Here is a 19388-nt window from a genome sequence, read left to right as displayed (position 1 = left end):
GAGAAGGTGCATGAGCGCCATTGTTGACATCATCGGTAGAGAAGTTCTAGATTCCCGCGGCAACCCAACGGTTGAGTGCGACGTTTTGCTTGAGTCTGGTGTTATGGGTCGCGCAGCCGTCCCTTCGGGCGCATCCACAGGTTCACGTGAAGCAATTGAGTTGCGCGATGGCGATAAGGCTCGCTACTTAGGTAAAGGTGTACTAAAGGCAGTTCAAAACATTAATATTGAAATTGCTGAATCTATTCTTGGTTTGGATGCAAGCGAGCAGGCTTTCTTGGATCGCACACTGATTGAGCTGGATGGCACACACAACAAAGCACGTTTAGGCGCTAATGCGACCTTAGCCGTATCAATGGCTGTTGCTAGAGCAGCGGCAGAAGAGGCTGGATTGCCTTTGTATCGTTATTTTGGTGGTTCAGGCGGTATGCAGTTGCCAGTACCAATGATGAATATCGTTAATGGCGGTGCTCATGCTAATAATAGTTTGGATATTCAAGAATTCATGGTGATGCCAGTTGGCGCAGAAAATTTCCGTGATGCTTTGCGCTGTGGCGCCGAAATTTTCCATGAGCTTAAAAAGATTTTAGGTTCGCAGGGCATGCCAACTACTGTTGGTGATGAGGGTGGCTTTGCTCCAAACTTCAAGACTAATCATGAGTGCTTGCAAACGATTATGAAAGCAATTGAAGGCGCAGGTTATCAGGCTGGAGAAGATGTTCTATTGGCCCTTGATTGCGCTGCTAGCGAATTCTATAAAGATGGTAAATATCATTTATCTGGCGAAGGCTTGCAGCTAAGTTCAAGCGAGTTCTCAGACTATCTTGGTAACTTGGCAGATCAATTCCCAATCGTTTCGATTGAAGATGGCATGCATGAGAGTGATTGGGATGGTTGGGCTGATATTACCAACAAACTCGGCAAGAAGATTCAGTTGGTTGGTGATGATTTGTTTGTTACCAATACACGTATTCTGAGAGAAGGCATTGAGAAGGGTATTGCCAATTCAATATTGATTAAGATTAATCAAATTGGCACATTGACTGAAACATTTGCGGCCATCGAAATGGCCAAGCGTGCAAATTACACCGCAGTGATTTCTCATCGCTCTGGTGAGACCGAAGACAGCACTATTGCAGATATCGCGGTCGGAACCAATGCTGGCCAGATCAAAACTGGCTCATTGTCTCGCTCAGATCGCATTGCGAAATACAACCAACTCTTACGTATCGAAGAAGATTTGGGCGATGTAGCCACCTATCCAGGTAAGTCAGTCTTTTACAACCTTAAGCGCTAATCTTCAGATTTACAAGCGATGCGTATTGTTATCTACTCCATGCTGGTATTGCTGATAGCAATCCAGTACCCGCTTTGGTTGGGTAAGGGTGGATGGCTTAAGGTTTACGAGATGGAGCGGCAAGTAGAGCTTCAAGAGGCTAAAAATAGCCTCTTGGCCTTACGCAATGCAAAGCTTGCTGGCGATGTAAAAGACTTAAAGGATGGCACTCGAGCGATTGAAGAGCGTGCCCGTGTTGAGCATGGTCTCATCAAAGAAGGCGAGTTTTTTGTGCAAATTCTGCCAGCAGACAAATCAGCCGACACTAAGGATACAAAATACTAAGTCGAACTATTTCTTAGTGGCCGCTAGAGGGCGGCCTTGTAGCATCGCTCAATAAATCCGTTTTAAATACTTGTAGACAATCTACTGCATCAAAGCGATAGGGCTTTGCGCAAAAATCACAAACAGTTTCAACGGCGCCTTGTTCCTCAAGAATGCTCTGAACCTCTTCCTCTCCAAGCATGCGCAAGATATCTGCCACCTTACTGCGTGAGCATCTGCATGAAAACCGAATTGGACGGGCAGGGAAGCTGCGTACTCCGTTTTCAGCGGACTCTTCTAAAAAGAGGCGTCTCAAAATTGTCTCAGGTGGAAGCGTTAACAACTCTTCATTGGTGATTGTTTCACCAAGGGTTTGAATGCGAGACCATCCTTCTGCAGCAACCTGAGGATCAAGGTGAGCATGTCCACCTGAATTCGGTAGACGCTGAAGAAGTAAGCCGCCAACTTGGGTATCGCTTGAGGCAAGCCAAATCTTTGTGTCTACTTGCTCAGAATTTTGCATGTAGAGTGCAATAGCTTCCGCAGCACTAGAAACCGGCTTTATGACCCCGCCTTGATGGTCTTGCAAAGCCACAATCCCTTGATAGGGGGCTTGACCAGGCTCACGATCAGAGGGATCCAGAGTAATTACAAGTCTGCCACTCTGACCAACGTCCAAAAGTTCGGCCAAGGTTGCATCGGGAGTAATTTCAGAGGGGTCTACAGACAGCTTCACAGTTGCCCTCATAGATAAATCCGATTTGCATTCGACGACCAATAGCTGAATAGGTCCTTTACTTTGGGCTTGAATAATTAGGGTGCCATCAAACTTAAGGCTGGCACTCAACAAGGTGGCGGCGCCCACGAAATCCCCCAAAATTCGACGGACGGCTGGTGGGTCTTTACGGCGCTCTAAAACAGCCTGCCAAGCGCTACCTATAGAGACGATTTCTCCTCTAACTGGGGCGCCATCACACATAAATACAAGTAATTCATTCATAGGTCAAAGTATCCACTTTTTTTGGGTTTTAGTCATATAAAGCACGACCTGAGATAATGTGATTTATGCATATTCGTACACGTTTCGCCCCTAGTCCCACGGGCTTTATTCATCTGGGAAATCTTCGTAGCGCGCTCTATCCGTGGGCGTTTGCGCGACACAATAAAGGAGACTTCATTCTTCGGATTGAAGACACCGACCTTGAGCGCTCCACTCAAGAAGCTGTAGATGTCATTATCGAAGGTATGTCCTGGTTGGGTCTAGATTTTGATGATGGTCCCATTTATCAAATGCAGAGAATTGATCGATATCGCGAAGTTGTAAAGCAGATGCTCGAATCTGGTTTGGCTTATCCATGCTATATGAGCGAGGAAGAGCTTAACCAGTTGCGTGACCAACAAATGGCTAATAAAGAAAAGCCGCGTTACAACGGTCTGTGGAGGCCTGAGCCCGGCAAAACATTGCCTCCTGTGCCTGAGGGTGTGAATCCAGTTATACGCTTTAAAAATCCTATTGGCGGCTCAGTAATCTGGAATGATGCTGTTAAAGGTCAAATCGAGATTAGTAATGATGAGTTAGACGACTTAGTGATTGCTAGACCTGATGGAACGCCAACCTACAATTTCTGTGTTGTGATTGATGACATGGATATGAAGATTACCCACGTTATTCGCGGCGATGATCACGTCAATAACACTCCAAGACAGATCAACATTATGAAGGCGCTAGGTGGTACACCACCTGTTTATGCCCATCTGCCAACAGTTCTCAATGATTTAGGCGAGAAGATGAGCAAACGTAATGGCGCTATGAGTGTGCGCGATTATCAAAAGGCTGGCTATCTCCCGGAAGCGATTTTGAACTACCTGGCTCGCCTTGGATGGTCCCATGGTGATGCGGAAGTTTTTACCAAAGAACAATTTGTTAACTGGTTTGATTTGGAAAGTTTAGGGCGCTCTCCGGCGCAACATAACCCAGAAAAATTACTTTGGCTAAATCATCAATATATCCAGAATGCAGATCCTGAGAAATTGGCTGCAGCAACAAAGCCGTTTGCTCATGAGTTAGGCATCGATACTGAATCAGGACCAGATTTTGTAAAAGTGGTGAGCTTGCTTAAAGATCGCGCCAATACCTTGATCGAAATTGCGGAAGGTGCAAAGTTGTTTTATCTTCCCGCGCCAGATTTAACGCCCGAGCAGAGAAAAGAGAATATTTCCGAGACCATCATTCCAGCGCTAAAAGATTTGGTTGATGTTATTGCTTCAGCCGAGCCCACAAAAGAAGGGTATGCGGCAGCTTTTAAGCAGGTTTTAGCTAAGCATCAGATCAAGATGCCTGCCTTGGCTATGCCCGTTAGGTATGCTTTATTTGCCACAACTCAGACACCAGCCATCGATTCTGTCTTGGTCGTTTTGGGTAAAGAAGAGGCTGTGAAAAGGCTCTCCAAGGTCTTCCAGTAAGGAATTTGCGCACCTGCACAAAAATAGGATAAAATCTTGGATTGTTTTGAATGTCTTGTAGTTTTATTGCGAGATTTCGGGGGTATAGCTCAGCTGGGAGAGCGCTTGCATGGCATGCAAGAGGTCAGCGGTTCGATCCCGCTTATCTCCACCAAGCATTTAAAATAGTAGTTTGTTGTAGTCTAGGTCCCCATCGTCTAGAGGCCTAGGACATCACCCTTTCACGGTGAGTACGGGGGTTCGAATCCCCCTGGGGACGCCAGATATTTTGGTAGCGGTAAAATGTAGTTTGTGATGTTTCACTCGATGTATTTTGGAGCGGTAGTTCAGTTGGTTAGAATATCGGCCTGTCACGCCGAGGGTCGCGGGTTCGAGTCCCGTCCGTTCCGCCAAGACAATTAAAAAGCCCCCTAAATTGGGGGCTTTTTTTCTCCTTCAATTCTTTGATTAACTCAAAGAATGATATGTCGAGCTTATTTCTTCGGGGTGGTAATTGACGCAGCCATTGCATCAAAGTAGATAACCTTTACTTGCTCACCGACTTTAACATCAGCCAGAAGCGCGGGGTTTTTTACGGTAACAGTGGTGATCTTGCCGCTAGGCCCTTTAACAGATACCAACTTCTTCTCGCGATTTACTTCAACAATATCGGCAATGATAGTTGTCTGGTTGGTAATCGTTTCAGATGGCTTCTCATTGGCCTTTGATTTTGTAACCGTATTGGTTTCTACTTTAGTACGAACGCCATCGCTCTTTGTTTTGATCAACTCAATAGCAACAGCCAATTCATAGTTAACGTTAACGCGGTCTCCCTTTTTGATCTGATCAAAATTCTTAATATCTGGACCAGCCACAAATTTAGACTCACCCTCTTTATTTTTAAAAGTAATGGTGCGTGTTTTCTTATCAACCTTAACCACTTCACCTTCATATAGCTGATAAACATTATCAGTAACAGCGGCATCAATAACGGTTGGTTTTGCTGCTGGTGCAGCAGGGGTGGATTGGGCATTGGCAACTGTTGCCCCAAATAACGCTGCAAGTACCAAAGCTAAAGGCGCAAATTTCTTATTCATTTCTTTCCTTATATAAATAACCACTAAGACAATCTTAGCCTATTTTGATACGTAAATAGGCATATAAAGCAGGGTATTTCTTTGCAGGGCATGTACACCCTGGGTTTGTTAAGATCGATGATTACACAGGCTTACCCTCAAGGATATGAAATGCCCCAGTTTGCAGCCAATTTGACCATGCTATTTAATGAATATCCTTTTATGGAGCGCTTTGGGAAAGCAGCCAAATCAGGCTTTCAAGCAGTGGAATTTCTCTTCCCTTATGCATACTCGGCCCATGAAATCCGCCAACAGCTAGATCAAAATAATCTTCGCTTAGTTCTTCATAACTTTCCTCCAGGTGACTGGGATACAGGAGAACGTGGTATTGCTTGCCTGCCTGATCGTGTAGAAGACTTTAAAGCGGGCGTCACAAAGGCCATTGAATATGCAACGACGCTTGGGGTAAATCAACTCAATTGCTTAGCAGGAAAAGCTCCGGAGGGAATAGATCCCGAATTACTTCGAAAAACATTTATTGCAAACTTAAAATACGCTGCGGCTGCGCTTAAAAATGCAAATATTAAATTACTTATTGAGCCGATTAATTCGTTTGATATCCCTGGGTTTTATTTAACCAAAACAGATCAGGCATTAGACATCCTAAATGAAGTCGGTTCTGATAATTTATATATTCAGTATGACATCTATCATGCTCAACGAATGGAAGGCGAGCTTAGCAAAACACTAGAGAGAAATATTTCTAAGATTGCCCACATTCAGCTGGCTGATAATCCAGGCCGAAATGAGCCCGGTACAGGTGAAATTAATTACGCATACTTATTCAAATTGATTGATAAGATTGGCTATGCAGGATGGATTGGCTGTGAATACAAGCCATCAAATCAGACCGAGTCTGGCTTGGGCTGGATTAATACGCTCAACTAATTGAAATGAACCTAAAGACACTTGGATTTTTTATATGCCTTCGACATTAATCGTTTACCTTCACGGTTTTCGCTCTTCACCGCGCTCTAGTAAGGCAGTAATAACAGGTGACGCAATTAAAGCCTTGTCTACTACACAAAACCCCGTTGAGTGGTATTGCCCTCAGCTTGTAGCATCTCCTAAAGTAAGTATGGACATGGTTAACTCGCACATTAAAAAATCTCAGCACGATAGTCTAGTAGTTATTGGATCTTCTTTGGGTGGCTACTATGCAAATTACTTGGCAGAGAAGTATGGATGCAAAGCAGTCGCGTTAAATCCCGCCGTAAGAGCTCCTAGAGAGTTGGCAGCACACGTAGGAATGCTTACTTCCTACGATACTGATGAGCCTTACGATTTTCGACCAGAATATATTGATGAATTACAAGTCCTGCAGGTAGAGTCAATTACCGATCCTTCCCGCTATTTCTTAATGGCAGCCAAAGGAGATGAGCTTCTTGATTGGCATGAGATGGTGGATTTTTATAAGGGAGCCGAGCAGCTAGTGCTTGAGGGTAGCGACCATGGAATTGCAGATTACCCAGAACATCTACCCAAGGTATTAAAGTTCATTACCAATTAGGTTGATTGATTGCAGTAATCTTCTTCTGTAAGATGATCCAAATGACTGCTATCCACTTGATGCAGTCTAGAAAGGAGAGTTTGTGCTGAGCATCTTGAAATTAGACGCAGGTGGAATTCCCCAGGGCTGGGTTAATCCTGAAGAAGCTACGAAGCAATATGCTGATAGCAGTGTCTTATGGACTCTAGGTGACCCCATATTCAAAATGCGTGGTGGCATTTGTCGCGCAACCGGTAAGCAATCCCTCATCGAGCTTCATTCCATCATTGCAGTTAAAGGTAGCGCCAAAATTAATCTCTTTGATGTGGTACCTGTCATCACTAAACATAAACTCTATAAACGGGATAAAGGTTTATGTGCTTATTGCGGTGATGCAATACATGAAAATCATGCAGAAGCAGAGCACATCATCCCCAATAGTCGTGGTGGTCAATATAGCTGGATGAATTTAGTGATTTCTTGCAGGCCATGCAATCAGCGTAAGGGTAACCGAACTCCTGAACAGGCTGGTATGGGCTTGTTGTACGCACCCTATTTACCAAGCCTCTATGAAGACATGATTCTAAAGGGGCGCAATATTTTGGCCGATCAAATGGATTTTTTGGCAGCTAATCTACCTAAAACTAGCCGCCTCTTGGAGGGCTCGTCCTGAGTTTAGAAAGAGGGTGGGGTAGTGGTCATTGCTTTCCCAAAATTAAATCATTAAGAATTTTTCTTGCTGCCCTGCTACTTTCGATAGTTGGGCATTTCGTATTATTTTTTGGCATACTGTTTATCTCATTTAGAGATTCGCAGCCTATTGCGGAAGATCTGATCATTAAAACGGAGTTAAAGACGGAGCCCCCTAAAAAAATTCAAATGACTAGAGCTCCTAAAAGGAGGATAGAAAAGCAAAACGTCTCAAGCTCTCAAGCTGAAGCCAATTCAAGCGGCAATGGAAATCTAGGTGCAAATGGCAATCAGTCTGGAGTTGCATTCAAATTACCTGAATCGGGAATAATTTATTACGACACCTATGTCGATGGTCAACAGTATCAAACCGGTGAGATTGATTGGATTGTCGAGGGAAATAGCTATCGCCTATATATCAACATTCCCTATGCATTTGTTGGCCCATTTGTTTTTGAATCGCGTGGTTCGGTGGATTCCTATGGCATTGCGCCAAGTATTTACTGGACACAACGAGGCACTAAACCGCCACGCTATTCTCGGTTTGATCGAAATGAAAAGGGGGAAGGGCAGATGTTCTTTTCAGAAAAGCCTGAATTTACGCCAGCAATCTTGCCTGGCACCCAAGATCGTTTTAGTCTCATGTTTCAGCTTGCTTCGTTGCTAAATGGAGATAGCAAGATAGATGAGGTCGGTGCCATTCGATCGATTCCGGTTGTGGACTACAACACGCTTGAAATGTGGAATTTCAAGAGTTATGGCGAATCGCTTTCAGACGACATTCCAAGCATGGGCAAGACTGTCAATCGCCACTATGCGCTCATGCAGCGTGAAAATGATCCCTATAAACGTCAGGTAGATATATGGCTTGCCAAGGACCTCGAATGGCTTCCAGGCCGAATTCGCTCGCTAGAGTCAAATGGTAGGGTGCTAGAGCTTGTGTTTAAGCAAAAGAATCCGTTGCCCAATGGGGTTGGTCCCTAGAAACTAAAACCCCGAACCCGATTTTGGATTTTTATTGGTTCGGCCTAATAACGCTCCCATCATGGAATAAAGCGCTGCTCCAGACATTGAGACAGCGAAAATTCCTGAGAATGAAATAATGATGGGCAGGATTCTCCAGTGCTCTGAAAGTGTGTAATCGCCATATCCTACCGTTGTATACATTTCTCCGGCAAAGTAAAAAGTCTGCGGATTGGTTGTAAAGACCTTTAGGGCCACGCAAACATAGGCCCAAGCAATAATCTCTAAAAAGTGGCTCCCAATGATCAGCAGAATGGCGACAAAGTAGGATAGAAAATTTGCACCATAGATACGCTTGTTTTCGAGTTTTTGATCTATCCAATGAAATGTCCCTGCGATCATCAACACGGCAACACCATGCAAGGTCAACATTAAGCATGCCAGAAGCAATACGATCCAGATCTGACTATTACCCATATCTGTATTAATTTCTGAAAACAGGGTGTGAAAGCTAGGTAGATCAGCATTCTGAAAAAGGTTGATCAGGGGGAGTTTGTCGTCATGCAGAAAATTGATAGTCATACGATTGCTTGCTAAATGTTACAAAGATATCTTATTTTACATAATAATGATTATACGCAGAATGAATCACTAGAATTTAGGGGGCTCAACACCTTTGGGCCATTTATAAGGCTGCTTATAAAGCCTTTGCCAGCGTGATAACAAGCCTTCTGCAATCCATGGTTTCTCATAGATAACAGCTATATCAATCGCACTAAGACCCTGTGAATTTCTTAACTGCAAATCTGCGCCCTTATCAAGCAAAAGCTTTACCAAAACCTCATTTCCGGATTGAACGGCCATCATCAATGGCGTTGTATTTCCTTGGCTTAAGGAGTCTATAGTTGCACCGTTAGCAATGAGAAATTGTGCGACATCAAGATGACCTCTGGCGCACGCATAATGCAATGGAGTCCACCCAATATGGTCAATCTGAGCTTTGCGCTGCAAAACAAGGCTCTTTACGACAGGTAAATCTCCATTAATAGAGGCAATCATTAACGGTGTTTCCCCAGACTTATTGGATAAATCTACGTCAGTAGCATTGTTTGCGATTAACAGATTAATTACGTCCTCAGACTTATCCTTAATGGCTAAATTGAGCATTGGATCGCCCTTGGGATCCGTTGTATTCGGGCTAACGCCTTTTGATATCAAGCTTTTGACTGTAGCCACATCGTTGAACTTGGCCGCTTTTGCAAAATCTGTAATTTGATCTTCTGTTTGAGCATGTAAAACCCCAAAAAACAAAGTTGATGCAAAAAAACAGGAAGCATAAATATTAAACTTTAATCTCATAATTATGCTCTATCTATTTGAAAACAATCAAAAAAATTACTTGTAGTCTGGCTTGCCAACACTTCAATAGGCACCCCCTTTAAATCCGCTATGAATTCACCAACCTTAGAGACCCAGGCCGGTTCATTTGTTTTACCTCGATATGGAATTGGGGCCAAATAAGGAGAATCTGTCTCTATGAGCATTCTTTCAAGAGGAACTTGCTTGCATGTTTCTTGCAATTCTTTGGCGCTTTTGAAAGTCACAATTCCTGAAAAGGAGATGTAAAAGCCCATGTCCATTGCGGCCTTCGCCACTTCATAGGACTCTGTAAAACAGTGCATTACCCCACCAACTCTCTTGGCACCCTCATCATTGAGGATTTTGATGGTGTCCTCGGAAGCTGACCGTGTATGAATAATCAAAGGCTTTTTAGAGGCAACTGAGGCTCTTATATGCATCCTAAATCGGTCACGCTGCCATTCCATGGATTCGTAGCTACGTTCCCCCATGCGATAGTAGTCAAGACCAGTTTCTCCGATAGCAACTATCTTTGGGTGTTTTAGGGCCGTGTCTACCAAAAATTCTAGGCTTGGTTCGGGAGTATCCTCATAATCCGGGTGAACTCCAACGGAAGCGTAAAGATGGGGGTGATCCTGCGCCAGCTTTAATACATTCGGAAAGTCAGGAAGATCAACGGATACGCATAAAGCATGGCTAACGTTGGCCGACCTCATATTAGCCAGCACCTCGGGTAATCGTGACTGAAATTCTGGAAAATCAAGGTGGCAGTGGGAATCAATAAACATGATGCCTATTTTAGACCGCCCATGAACAGTCTAAGGTCCAAATATCTGTTGATATTGAGAAAGCAGCGACTCTAATTGAATTTTGTTTGCAAGGGGATGATTCTCATGTCGACGGGCCTGCACAAGAGATTTCCAAAAGTTATGCAACCTGTGCACATTAGCCAATTTAGACAGGCTTTGAAGCACGGTTAAATGCTTGGGGTAATAACGCGGCTCTCCACCTTGGGCTACAGACTGCAGATCGGAAACCCAACGTTGCATGCTGGCTAAAAGGAGGCCATATTGCGCTTTATGCGTTTTTTCGGCAGCATCAAGCCAGTTGAGTCTGGCTCCCTGGGCCATAGATTGGAGCAAATATCGAGAGGCTTGGATTGATATTGTTAGTTCATCCTTGTCGTCTTTATTGTGTCTTGCAATAATTGAACTGAGTACAGAAAACGGCGCCCCACCCTGCTCGTCATAGATAGTCTCCACATCCGCATCGGCTGCCTTCATTCCTGGGATTTCATTGAGTTGAGTTTTTAGCCAGGAAATGCCTTGCTCACGATTCGGTCGCGGGGCTGTTAAGATCCGGCAACGAGAACGAATGGTTGGCAATACACGATCCACTCTATCGGCAAGTAATATAAAAATAGTATTTTTTGGGGGCTCTTCCAAAGACTTCAGTAGCGTATTGGCGGAATCCGAACGAAGCATTTCGAGCGGATAAATTAATATCACACGATTTCCGCCGCGATGAGAGCCTATAGACAAATTTTCAATCGCATGTCGAGTTTCTTCTATCGAGATAATTTTCTTTTCTTTTTTTTCACTTGATTCGCTATCGTCTTCACGTGCAGCCTTGCCCCTCTTTGGCGCATCTTCGCTCTCATAGTCAGCGTGTGGCAAGAGTTTGCGATGGGTCTCAGGAACGAGAGAAATAAAGTCTGGGTGATTGCCTGCATCAAACCAATGGCAGGCTTCACAGTGGTTACATGGTTTTATAGATTGATCATTATTTTCGCAAAGTAGCGCTTTAGCTAGCTCAATCGAAAAAGGAAACTTACCGATGCCGGACTGGCCATGGAGCAATATGGCATTCGGCAATTGATTAAAGTCTAAGCTCCCCCAGAGAGGCTGAAGCCACGGCGCAATATGATTCTTTTGCTTCACTTAAAAGCAATCTGAATCTGTTTTAAACCGCTCCAAATTGCATCAGGCGTTTGTGTTGCATCCACCAGATGAAAGCGCTTGGGGTCTTCATTTGCTCGGCGTAAATATTCTTGGCGAACTCTTTCAAAAAAAGACAAGTCCATTTTTTCAAATTTATCTGGTACGCGAACTTTTGAGCGACGAGCTTCGGCAACCTCACCCGGTAAATCAAACAAAATGGTTAAGTTGGGCTGCAGGAGTGAGCCGTCAGGTTGGCCCTGAACCCAACGCTCTAAGGCGTTTAATTTCTCCAAACTCAAACCTCGACCGCCGCCTTGATATGCAAAGCTGGCATCGGTAAAGCGATCTGATATCACTATCTTGCCTGCTGTAAGAGCTGGCTCGATGACTTGGGCTAGATGTTCGCGACGTGCCGCAAACATGAGTAAAGCCTCAGTCTCTAAATTCATTGAAGCATCTAAAAGCAAGTTACGAAGCTGCTCGCCGAGTGTTGTCCCCCCAGGCTCACGCGTCATCACAACCTCTTTATCTGGATAACGTTCTTGCATCAAATTTCGAAAAGCATCGACATGCGTACTCTTGCCTGCCCCATCGATTCCTTCAAAGCTGATGAAATATCCTGTGTGCGTTGATGTCATATAAAGTGATTTTAGTTGCTGTTATTTTTAGGCATTATTTTCCGTTGATATCGATCAACTGCTGCTTCATGCTCTTTTAAGTTTTGTGAAAAATGACTACTTCCATCCCCTTTAGCAACAAAGAATAAAGCATTGCTTTTGGCAGGATGTGCTGCAGCCAGAATTGACTCTTTGCTAGGCATGGCGATAGGGGTTGGAGGCAATCCTTTGTGCATGTAGGTATTGTAGGGAGTGTCTTTACGTAAATCCGCTTTCTTTAAATTTCCGTCAAATTTGGGTCCTATTCCATAGATAATCGTAGGATCGGTTTGAAGTGGCATGCCTTTATTAAGTCGGTTGATAAAAACAGCAGAAACTAAATTCCTATCGCTTAGACGTCCAGTTTCCTTCTCTACAATCGATGCCAATATCAATAGCTCATAAGATGTTTTAAGAGGCATCCCTGAATCTCGTTGCTCCCAGATCTGCATAAGCTGTTTTTGCATAGCTTGTGCTGCTCGACGATAAATATTGAGATCAAGCTCATCTGGATCGAAAACATATGTATCGGGCAGAAAAAGGCCCTCATCGCTTGAGTAGTTCAAATTTAATTGTTGGAGTAGTTCTTTATTACTCATTCCCTTAGTTCTATGGATTAGAGCTGATTGCGAATCCATTAAAGATCTCAATTGCCAAATCGTCATACCAGGAATGATGGCAATACTTTCTTTAACGCGATCCCCACGGGCAATTTGCAAAAGCACTTTTCCAAGGCTCGCACTAAGAGGGAGTAAATAGGTTCCAGGCTTTAGTTTGGAGGCAACCCATAAACTTCTGGCACCCAAATGCAGGGCAACAGAATTAACCGTCAATCCTTGTTCGCTTAATTGATCGGAAATACTTGATAAGCCAGAATTGGGGTTAATTTTCACCCTATAACTAGCAGCATCAACAGTATTTGACTGATTTGGGACAATAGGGAGTAAAAAAATAGCCCCATAAAGAACGGCCAATAGAACCGCAGCGAGGGTTAGCCATTTTCTTAGGTCTTGATATGAGGGCCATCTCTTCTTAAAAAAACCCCTCTTATGAATTTTTCTACTCATCAGGCTATGATAAAAGGGTCATGACATATTCCACTCAATTCCAGCAAAACTGGCTAGAAAACAGCCCCTCCCTACCCTTTAATCTGACTCAATGGGGTCTTATCGTAGTGGAGGGCTCCGATGCTGCAAGTTTTTTGCAAAATCAATTAACAAACTCGGTTTTGGGGCTCAACCGAACGCTGCCGGGATCAATAGCTCAAGGTTACTCAGAAAGTCGTCTCGTAGGTTATTGCAACCCCAAGGGTCGTTTGTTGGCAAGTGCTTGGCTTGGCTTATTCCCATCTTCATCCGATGGAGAAGACCGCTTTGCATTATTTATCTCAAGGGATATTGCTGCTAGCACTGCAAAACGTTTGTCCATGTATGTACTGCGTTCAAAAGTTAAAGTGATTGACCTTTCTGCAAGTTTCTCAGTTGCGGGTCTTTATGGTACCGGTGAAATCATAAACAGTGCGAAGCTTCACGATCAGTGCCTAGCCTTGCGGCTGCCCGATGTTCTGGTTGGATCCAGTGCGATTGCACGTCTTCTATTGGCGTGCCCTCATCACTCTCAAATTGATACCCAGGACTCCGACGAATCAATGCGCTCGTGGAATGAGCTTGAAGTATTAAGTGCTATTCCACGTATTGTTGAAGCTACGCAAGAGCAGTTTGTGCCGCAAATGATTAATTTTGAATCCGTCGCCGGCGTAGACTTTAAAAAAGGTTGCTATCCAGGACAAGAAATTGTTGCTCGCAGCCAGTATCGAGGCGCAATTAAGCGAAGACTTCAGCTTGCGCACGGAATTGTTGCTGAGCATGATGAGCAATATGCATTACCTGGATCCGAACTTTTTCACAGCAACGATCCTAGCCAGCCTGCTGGAATGGTTGTTTTATCAACCAAGCACCCCGTCGACAATCGGCGCATTGATCTCCAAATTGAGTGTAAGCTAGAAGCACTTGAAGACGGCGATATTCACCTCGGTAGCTCTACAGGACCTGTGTTAAAAATAGATTCATTACCCTATCCTTTGATAGAAATTTAATTTTTTATGTGTCTTATTCTTTTCGCGTGGAACTCTCATCCAGACTACTCCCTCGTGGTTGCGGCTAACCGCGATGAGTTTTACGAGCGAGATACAGAGGGTGTTTCTTGGTGGCCAGAATACCCTCTCGTTCTTGCGGGGAGAGATCGTGCAGATGTTGTTGGAAGTCCAGGGACATGGCTTGGTTTTACTAAGACAGGTAAATTTGCCGCTTTAACCAATGTAAGGGCTCCAAGCGAAAAAAATCCAGATGCCAGAACTCGTGGCGAACTGTCTTTAATGTATTTGACTAGCAACGATCGTCCAGCGGAATTTGTCCAAAACAATTCGAAACGATTTTCGCAATATAACGGCTTTAATTTACTCATGGCTGATCTTAGTGATCCAGCAAAAGCAGAAATGCATTGGGTTAGTAATCGGATGATGATGGGCCAAAACGTTCGCCCCCGTAAAGTATTCCCTCCCAAATCCCTGGATCCAGGAGTCTACGGTCTATCCAATGCAATGCTAGATACCCCCTGGCCCAAGGTCAATCATCGTGTAGCAGCATTTGCCCAGACATTAGCAATGGATCAGGGCAATCTCAAGAATTCAGATCAATACTTAAAACTATTGGCTGATACCCATCATGCTAGTGATCATGAGCTCCCAAATACAGGTGTAAGCAAGGAGTGGGAAAAGGCGCTCTCACCGGCTTTTATTAAAACGCCCGCTTATGGAACGCGATCAAGCACTATTCTTAGAATACGAAAAGATGGGCAGTTCGAGTTAGTAGAGCGCCGCTTTGATTCATCTGGCACAGTTGGGCATGACGTTGTGACGGGAGCGCTTAGCTCGTCATCTGACTCTAATTTATCTGTTTAAAGTTAGTCGAAACGACCATCATCGTTAACAACTCGCTCACCATCAGCATTACGAGTTGCCAAGCGCTTCAGAAACTTAAAAGTCCCAGTTGCCATGCAACAAATTTCACCTTGATCGTTATAGAGCTTGGCTTCGCAGAAAGCCATAGTTGCAGTTCTTCGAACTGTATCTGCCTTAACGCGGAGTACCCCAGTTGCTGCCTGCATGAAATTATTTTTCATTTCAATGGTTACAACGCTGCGGTCGCTAGGATCGCCTGAGCGAGCGGCAACGGCCATAGCCACATCCATTAGCGTTAACAGTACGCCGCCATGGGCGACTTCCCAGGTATTGTTATGTTCAGGCTTAAGGGCCAGCAAAATCTCCCCTTTTCCCATTTCCGCGCTTAGACAGCGAACCCCAAGGAGCTTCAAAAAAGGAACATTTAATTCTTCCCCTAAATTGGCCAATTGGGTCTGTGGATTGATTTGGACTTGTTTATTCATAGAATAATTTTAGAGGCATGTACGTGTTTTGGTAAATCCCCCTAGAATAAGCCCATGGCCTTTATATTCAGTGGCGATGACGTTTGCCAAGCAACTATACCAACACCAATTCCCACACCCTACTGGGTTGCATTTTCATCTTCGTCGGCTAATCTCATTGGCATCGCATTAGATGAAAGTGGTCTACCAATCGACAAAGAATGGTTAGGGGTTTTATCTGGAAACCAATTGAATACTAGTGATCGTCAATTTTCCAATCCAATAGCAACCGTCTACAGCGGACATCAATTTGGCGTATGGGCTGGGCAGCTGGGCGATGGACGAGCAATCTTATTGGGTGACATTGCCGATCAAGAGTTACAACTCAAAGGCGCAGGCATTACTCGTTTTTCACGTATGGGCGATGGACGAGCAGTACTTCGATCATCAATTAGAGAGTTTCTTTGTAGCGAAGCAATGCATGCCCTAGGTATTCCGACAACAAGAGCCCTATCTATCGTTGGGTCTGACTTACCGGTTAGAAGGGAGAGCCTAGAAACTGCCGCAGTTTGTGCAAGACTTGCCCCTAGCTTTTTAAGGATCGGTCACTTTGAACACTTTGCTTCGCTGGATGATGTTGAGCGCTTGAAGGAGTTTGCGGATTATTTAATTCAATACCACTACCCAGATTCTCAAAATGCTGATGTGCCTTATTTAAGCCTCTTTCAAGAAATCTGCTCTCGCAATGCTAGGCTTGTAGCGCATTGGCAAGCCGTTGGCTTTTGTCATGGCGTACTTAATAGCGATAACATCAGCGTCCTTGGTTTAACCATGGACTATGGGCCATTCGGATTCTTGAATCAATTTCAGATTGATCACATTTGCAACCATAGCGATCAAGGTGGAAGATATGCATATCATCGCCAACCTCAGATCATGCACTGGAATATGGCGTGCCTTGCAAGTGCAATGATTCCTTTGCTGACAGATCAGTCTGATGAAACACTTTCGCAAGATCAATTACGATCTGCCCTCGAGCAGTTTCCGGTGATATATGCACAGACATGGCAATCCCTATTTAGAAAAAAACTTGGATTTACCACCTCTCATGAGGGGGATATAGCTCTAATAGAGAAATTGTTGCAGGCCATGCATGATTCGAAAGTAGATTTCACCAACTTCTTTAGAAGTCTGGGCAATCTGAAGATCGATGAAACTATCTCGCAAAACCCATTGCGAAATGAATTCATAGACAGAGACTCAATTGATCAGTGGTTCGGAGAGTATGTAGAACGACTAAAAATGGAATCTTCTCCTGATCTGTCTCGACAGCAAGCTATGAATCAAGTTAATCCAAAATACATACTGCGAAATCATCTGGCGCAGACAGCTATTGAGAATGCTCAAGATAAAGATTTTTCAGAAGTTACTAAACTTCTTAAAATATTGAGCAAACCCTTTGAAGAGCAGCCAGAATATGAATCGTATTCTCTAGCCCCGCCTCCCAATGCACAGGCAGTAGAAGTAAGTTGCTCATCCTAAATTTATCTAATACACCTTCCTCGGATTGCAAATGAAGAAAACCGACCAAGAATATAAGCAGTTACTTAGTGACATGGAGTATCGAGTAACGCGTGAAGCGGCAACTGAAAGACCATTCACCGGGAGGTATTGGGATCATTGGGATAAGGGTCGCTATAAGTGCGTCTGCTGCGATACACCACTCTTTTTATCAGAAACCAAATTTGATGCAGGGTGTGGTTGGCCCAGCTACAACGCACCAGAGGCTGCTTCTTCCATTAAGGAGATTCGAGATACCAGTCATGGCATGATTCGTACCGAGGTCCGCTGTGCTCATTGCGATGCCCATCTAGGTCACGTATTTGAGGATGGACCTATGCCAACTGGCTTACGCTATTGCATCAACTCAGCTTCTTTAAGTTTTGAGCCAAGCTCTAATACGGTTTCGGCAAAGACAGACAAGTAATTAAATACCGGGATAATCTACCTATGAAATTCTTATTCGACCTCTTCCCTATCATCCTATTTTTTGTCGCCTTTAAGCTTGCCGATATCTACACCGCCACCATTGTTGCGATGGTAGCCACGATCGGACAAATACTTTGGGTCTATTATCGCCACCGCAAAATTGATGCAATGCAATGGATCAGCTTAGTAATGATTGTGGTGTTTGGTAGCTTGACTATTTTTTTGCATGACAAAACATTCATTCAACTAAAACCAACGGCTCTTTATTGGCTTTTTTCTGGCGCTCTTTTTATTAGCGCCCAATTTTTTCAAAAAAACTGGATACAGGTATTGATGGGTAAACAGGTAACGCTCAAAGAAAAAAGCGCCCATTCTGTTTGGCATCAACTCAATATGGCATGGTCCGCATTCTTTTTTGTGATGGGGGCCCTCAATCTTTATATTGCCTTTGAATTTTCAGAGGAAACCTGGGTCAACTTTAAGTTATTTGGAAGCACTGGATTATTGCTGCTGTTTGTCATTATTCAAGGCGTTTGGCTCACTAAACATATGGAGCACCCCAGCGAATGAATGCGAATCAACAAAGAATTGCAGCTTTTGATCAAGACTTGCGCAAAGCTTTTCAGACCCAATCTTTGGTGATTGAGGATGAAAGCCATCTTCATGCAGGCCATGTCGGCGCAGCAAGCGGTGGCGGTCACTTCAGACTGGAAATTGTTGCCTCGGACTTTAAGGGTTTAAACCTAGTTGCGCGGCACAGGGCCGTTTATGCCGCCCTAAATCGCCATATTCCTAAGGAAATTCATGCTTTGACGATTATTGCATTAACGCCAGATGAAGTTTCTACCTAAGGCTACTTTAAAATGGTTGCATCTTTTATTTAATCTATCAAATACTATGTTCACTAAACATCAATTACTCTCACTCAGCCTGCTCACCGCCTCCCTTATGTCTTCAGGTGCATACGCACAAAATGCAGTCATCGTGAACGGCAAATCTATTCCAAAAGCACAGCTTGATAAATTGGTTCAACGTTCAGGCCAACCAGACAGCCCTCAAGTACGAGACCAGGCGCGAGAAATGCTCGTGACTCGTGAACTTATTTTGCAAGAGGCCGACAAACGCGGTGTTATTCAAAAAGAAGTTGTTCGTGAGCAATTGGAGCAAGCACGTATTGGCGTACTAGTATCTGCCGTGTTCGAAGATTTTGTTGAAAAAGAAGGAGTTGCCGAGTCCGATCTTAAGGCGGCTTATGAGTCTGTTAAAGCCCAATACACTGGCAAGGAATACCACGTAGAGCACATCCTAGTTGAAAAGGAGTCCGATGCAAAAGCAATCATTGCTCAATTAAAGGCTGGGGCCAATTTTGAAGAGATTGCTAAAGATAAATCAATCGATCCAGGCTCCGCCAAAAATGGTGGAGATCTTGGTTGGGTAAGCGATAAAGCACTAGTGCCAGAGTTTTCTAAAGCTATGGTTCAGCTGAAGAACGGTCAAATTACAGATAAACCTGTTAAATCTCAATTCGGTTGGCACATTATTAAAATGATCGACTCTCGTGATGTAAAAGCGCCGAGCATGGAAGAAATGAAGGATCAGCTTAAGCAAATGATCATGTCTGATAAGAATTGGCAGAAAGCGAAATTTGCAGAGATGATGCAAAAACTCCGCGCCAAGGCAAAGATTCAATAAGAGGCTTAT

The 19388-nt window shown here is 44.0% G+C and carries 23 protein-coding genes and 3 tRNA genes; 17 read left to right on the top strand and 9 right to left on the bottom strand.

What is annotated here, in order from left to right; all coding sequences use genetic code 11:
• Positions 1–10 precede the first annotated feature (10 nt).
• Both eno and ftsB read left to right on the top strand, forming a co-directional pair.
• A complete protein-coding gene (eno, locus tag ICE93_RS07800; RefSeq protein WP_216187079.1) occupies positions 11–1297 on the top strand; it encodes a phosphopyruvate hydratase in 1287 nt (428 codons plus the stop codon).
• Positions 1298–1315: 18 nt separating this feature from the next.
• Positions 1316–1621 (top strand): cell division protein FtsB, encoded by a 306-nt coding sequence (gene ftsB / locus ICE93_RS07795; RefSeq protein ID WP_216187077.1) that lies wholly within the window; start codon positions 1316–1318, stop codon positions 1619–1621.
• A 13-nt stretch (positions 1622–1634) separates the two neighbouring features.
• On the opposite strand, the gene ICE93_RS07790 is transcribed toward ftsB, so the two are convergent.
• Complete coding sequence (locus ICE93_RS07790; RefSeq protein ID WP_216187075.1) at positions 1635–2600, bottom strand: Hsp33 family molecular chaperone HslO; 966 nt, start codon at positions 2598–2600, stop codon at positions 1635–1637.
• Between the two features lie 65 nt (positions 2601–2665).
• Here ICE93_RS07790 and gltX point away from each other — a divergent pair, with 65 nt between their 5' ends.
• The 4 genes from gltX (at position 2666) to ICE93_RS07770 (ending at position 4455) form a co-directional block, all read left to right on the top strand.
• The gene (gltX, locus tag ICE93_RS07785; protein WP_216187073.1) at positions 2666–4063 is read left to right on the top strand and encodes a glutamate--tRNA ligase; all 1398 of its coding nucleotides are present in this window, start codon (positions 2666–2668) and stop codon (positions 4061–4063) included.
• A 78-nt stretch (positions 4064–4141) separates the two neighbouring features.
• Positions 4142–4217: transfer RNA gene (locus tag ICE93_RS07780), tRNA-Ala, on the top strand.
• Positions 4218–4249: 32 nt separating this feature from the next.
• Positions 4250–4325: transfer RNA gene (locus ICE93_RS07775), tRNA-Glu, on the top strand.
• A gap of 53 nt (positions 4326–4378) precedes the next feature.
• Positions 4379–4455 (top strand) — tRNA-Asp (locus ICE93_RS07770).
• A gap of 81 nt (positions 4456–4536) precedes the next feature.
• Here ICE93_RS07770 and ICE93_RS07765 read toward each other — a convergent pair.
• Positions 4537–5139, bottom strand: a complete 603-nt coding sequence (locus ICE93_RS07765; RefSeq protein ID WP_216187071.1) for a hypothetical protein — start codon at positions 5137–5139, stop codon at positions 4537–4539.
• Positions 5140–5289: 150 nt separating this feature from the next.
• Between ICE93_RS07765 and hyi the strand changes: the two genes are divergently transcribed.
• The 4 genes from hyi (at position 5290) to ICE93_RS07745 (ending at position 8341) form a co-directional block, all read left to right on the top strand.
• Entirely contained in the window at positions 5290–6066 is a 777-nt protein-coding gene (gene hyi / locus ICE93_RS07760; RefSeq protein ID WP_216187069.1) for a hydroxypyruvate isomerase, read from the top strand.
• A 34-nt stretch (positions 6067–6100) separates the two neighbouring features.
• Entirely contained in the window at positions 6101–6688 is a 588-nt protein-coding gene (locus tag ICE93_RS07755; protein ID WP_216187067.1) for a YqiA/YcfP family alpha/beta fold hydrolase, read from the top strand.
• Positions 6689–6770: 82 nt separating this feature from the next.
• The gene (locus ICE93_RS07750; RefSeq protein ID WP_370624607.1) at positions 6771–7340 is read left to right on the top strand and encodes an HNH endonuclease; all 570 of its coding nucleotides are present in this window, start codon (positions 6771–6773) and stop codon (positions 7338–7340) included.
• Between the two features lie 206 nt (positions 7341–7546).
• Positions 7547–8341: a DUF3108 domain-containing protein gene (locus tag ICE93_RS07745; protein WP_255554547.1), complete on the top strand. Its 795-nt coding sequence runs from the start codon at positions 7547–7549 to the stop codon at positions 8339–8341.
• A gap of 3 nt (positions 8342–8344) precedes the next feature.
• Here the strand turns inward: ICE93_RS07745 and ICE93_RS07740 are convergent, their stop codons facing one another.
• The 6 genes from ICE93_RS07740 to mltG form a co-directional block, all read right to left on the bottom strand.
• Positions 8345–8902: an ion channel gene (locus ICE93_RS07740; protein WP_255554546.1), complete on the bottom strand. Its 558-nt coding sequence runs from the start codon at positions 8900–8902 to the stop codon at positions 8345–8347.
• A 69-nt stretch (positions 8903–8971) separates the two neighbouring features.
• Positions 8972–9679, bottom strand: coding sequence for an ankyrin repeat domain-containing protein (locus tag ICE93_RS07735; protein ID WP_216187065.1), 708 nt, complete (start codon positions 9677–9679; stop codon positions 8972–8974).
• Between the two features lie 2 nt (positions 9680–9681).
• Positions 9682–10467 (bottom strand): TatD family hydrolase, encoded by a 786-nt coding sequence (locus ICE93_RS07730; RefSeq protein WP_216187063.1) that lies wholly within the window; start codon positions 10465–10467, stop codon positions 9682–9684.
• Positions 10468–10497: 30 nt separating this feature from the next.
• On the bottom strand, positions 10498–11619 hold the full coding sequence (locus tag ICE93_RS07725) for a DNA polymerase III subunit delta' (protein ID WP_216187061.1): 1122 nt from the start codon (positions 11617–11619) through the stop codon (positions 10498–10500).
• Positions 11616–12257 carry a dTMP kinase gene (tmk, locus tag ICE93_RS07720; RefSeq protein WP_216187059.1) on the bottom strand — a complete coding sequence of 214 codons (642 nt, stop codon included), beginning with the start codon at positions 12255–12257 and terminating at the stop codon, positions 11616–11618. The genes ICE93_RS07725 and tmk overlap by 4 nt, the downstream gene beginning before the upstream one ends.
• An 11-nt stretch (positions 12258–12268) precedes the next feature.
• Positions 12269–13342, bottom strand: a complete 1074-nt coding sequence (gene mltG, locus ICE93_RS07715; protein WP_216187057.1) for an endolytic transglycosylase MltG — start codon at positions 13340–13342, stop codon at positions 12269–12271.
• 20 nt (positions 13343–13362) lie between these two features.
• Here mltG and ICE93_RS07710 point away from each other — a divergent pair, with 20 nt between their 5' ends.
• Complete coding sequence (locus ICE93_RS07710; protein WP_216187055.1) at positions 13363–14370, top strand: folate-binding protein YgfZ; 1008 nt, start codon at positions 13363–13365, stop codon at positions 14368–14370.
• Positions 14371–14376: 6 nt separating this feature from the next.
• Positions 14377–15234, top strand: coding sequence for an NRDE family protein (locus tag ICE93_RS07705; protein WP_216187053.1), 858 nt, complete (start codon positions 14377–14379; stop codon positions 15232–15234).
• Positions 15235–15236: 2 nt separating this feature from the next.
• On the opposite strand, the gene ICE93_RS07700 is transcribed toward ICE93_RS07705, so the two are convergent.
• A complete protein-coding gene (locus ICE93_RS07700; RefSeq protein WP_216187051.1) occupies positions 15237–15719 on the bottom strand; it encodes a PaaI family thioesterase in 483 nt (160 codons plus the stop codon).
• Positions 15720–15773: 54 nt separating this feature from the next.
• Here ICE93_RS07700 and ICE93_RS07695 point away from each other — a divergent pair, with 54 nt between their 5' ends.
• Genes ICE93_RS07695 through ICE93_RS07675 form a run of 5 tightly spaced genes read left to right on the top strand, consistent with a single transcriptional unit; the run spans position 15774 to position 19379 of the window.
• The gene (locus ICE93_RS07695; protein ID WP_216187049.1) at positions 15774–17240 is read left to right on the top strand and encodes a YdiU family protein; all 1467 of its coding nucleotides are present in this window, start codon (positions 15774–15776) and stop codon (positions 17238–17240) included.
• Between the two features lie 25 nt (positions 17241–17265).
• Positions 17266–17685 (top strand): peptide-methionine (R)-S-oxide reductase MsrB, encoded by a 420-nt coding sequence (gene msrB, locus ICE93_RS07690; RefSeq protein ID WP_216187048.1) that lies wholly within the window; start codon positions 17266–17268, stop codon positions 17683–17685.
• A 23-nt stretch (positions 17686–17708) separates the two neighbouring features.
• A complete protein-coding gene (locus ICE93_RS07685; protein ID WP_216187046.1) occupies positions 17709–18257 on the top strand; it encodes a septation protein A in 549 nt (182 codons plus the stop codon).
• Positions 18254–18538: a BolA family transcriptional regulator gene (locus tag ICE93_RS07680; RefSeq protein WP_216187044.1), complete on the top strand. Its 285-nt coding sequence runs from the start codon at positions 18254–18256 to the stop codon at positions 18536–18538. Before ICE93_RS07685 ends, ICE93_RS07680 begins: the two co-directional genes overlap by 4 nt.
• 46 nt (positions 18539–18584) lie before the next feature.
• Positions 18585–19379: a peptidylprolyl isomerase gene (locus ICE93_RS07675; protein ID WP_216187042.1), complete on the top strand. Its 795-nt coding sequence runs from the start codon at positions 18585–18587 to the stop codon at positions 19377–19379.
• Positions 19380–19388: the final 9 nt, after the last annotated feature.

Source organism: Polynucleobacter sp. MWH-HuK1 (assembly GCF_018881815.1).
Classification (GTDB): Bacteria; Pseudomonadota; Gammaproteobacteria; order Burkholderiales; family Burkholderiaceae; genus Polynucleobacter.
The sequence above is the reverse complement of the archived record's forward strand: the minus strand, read 5'-3'. Positions and strand labels throughout refer to the sequence as shown.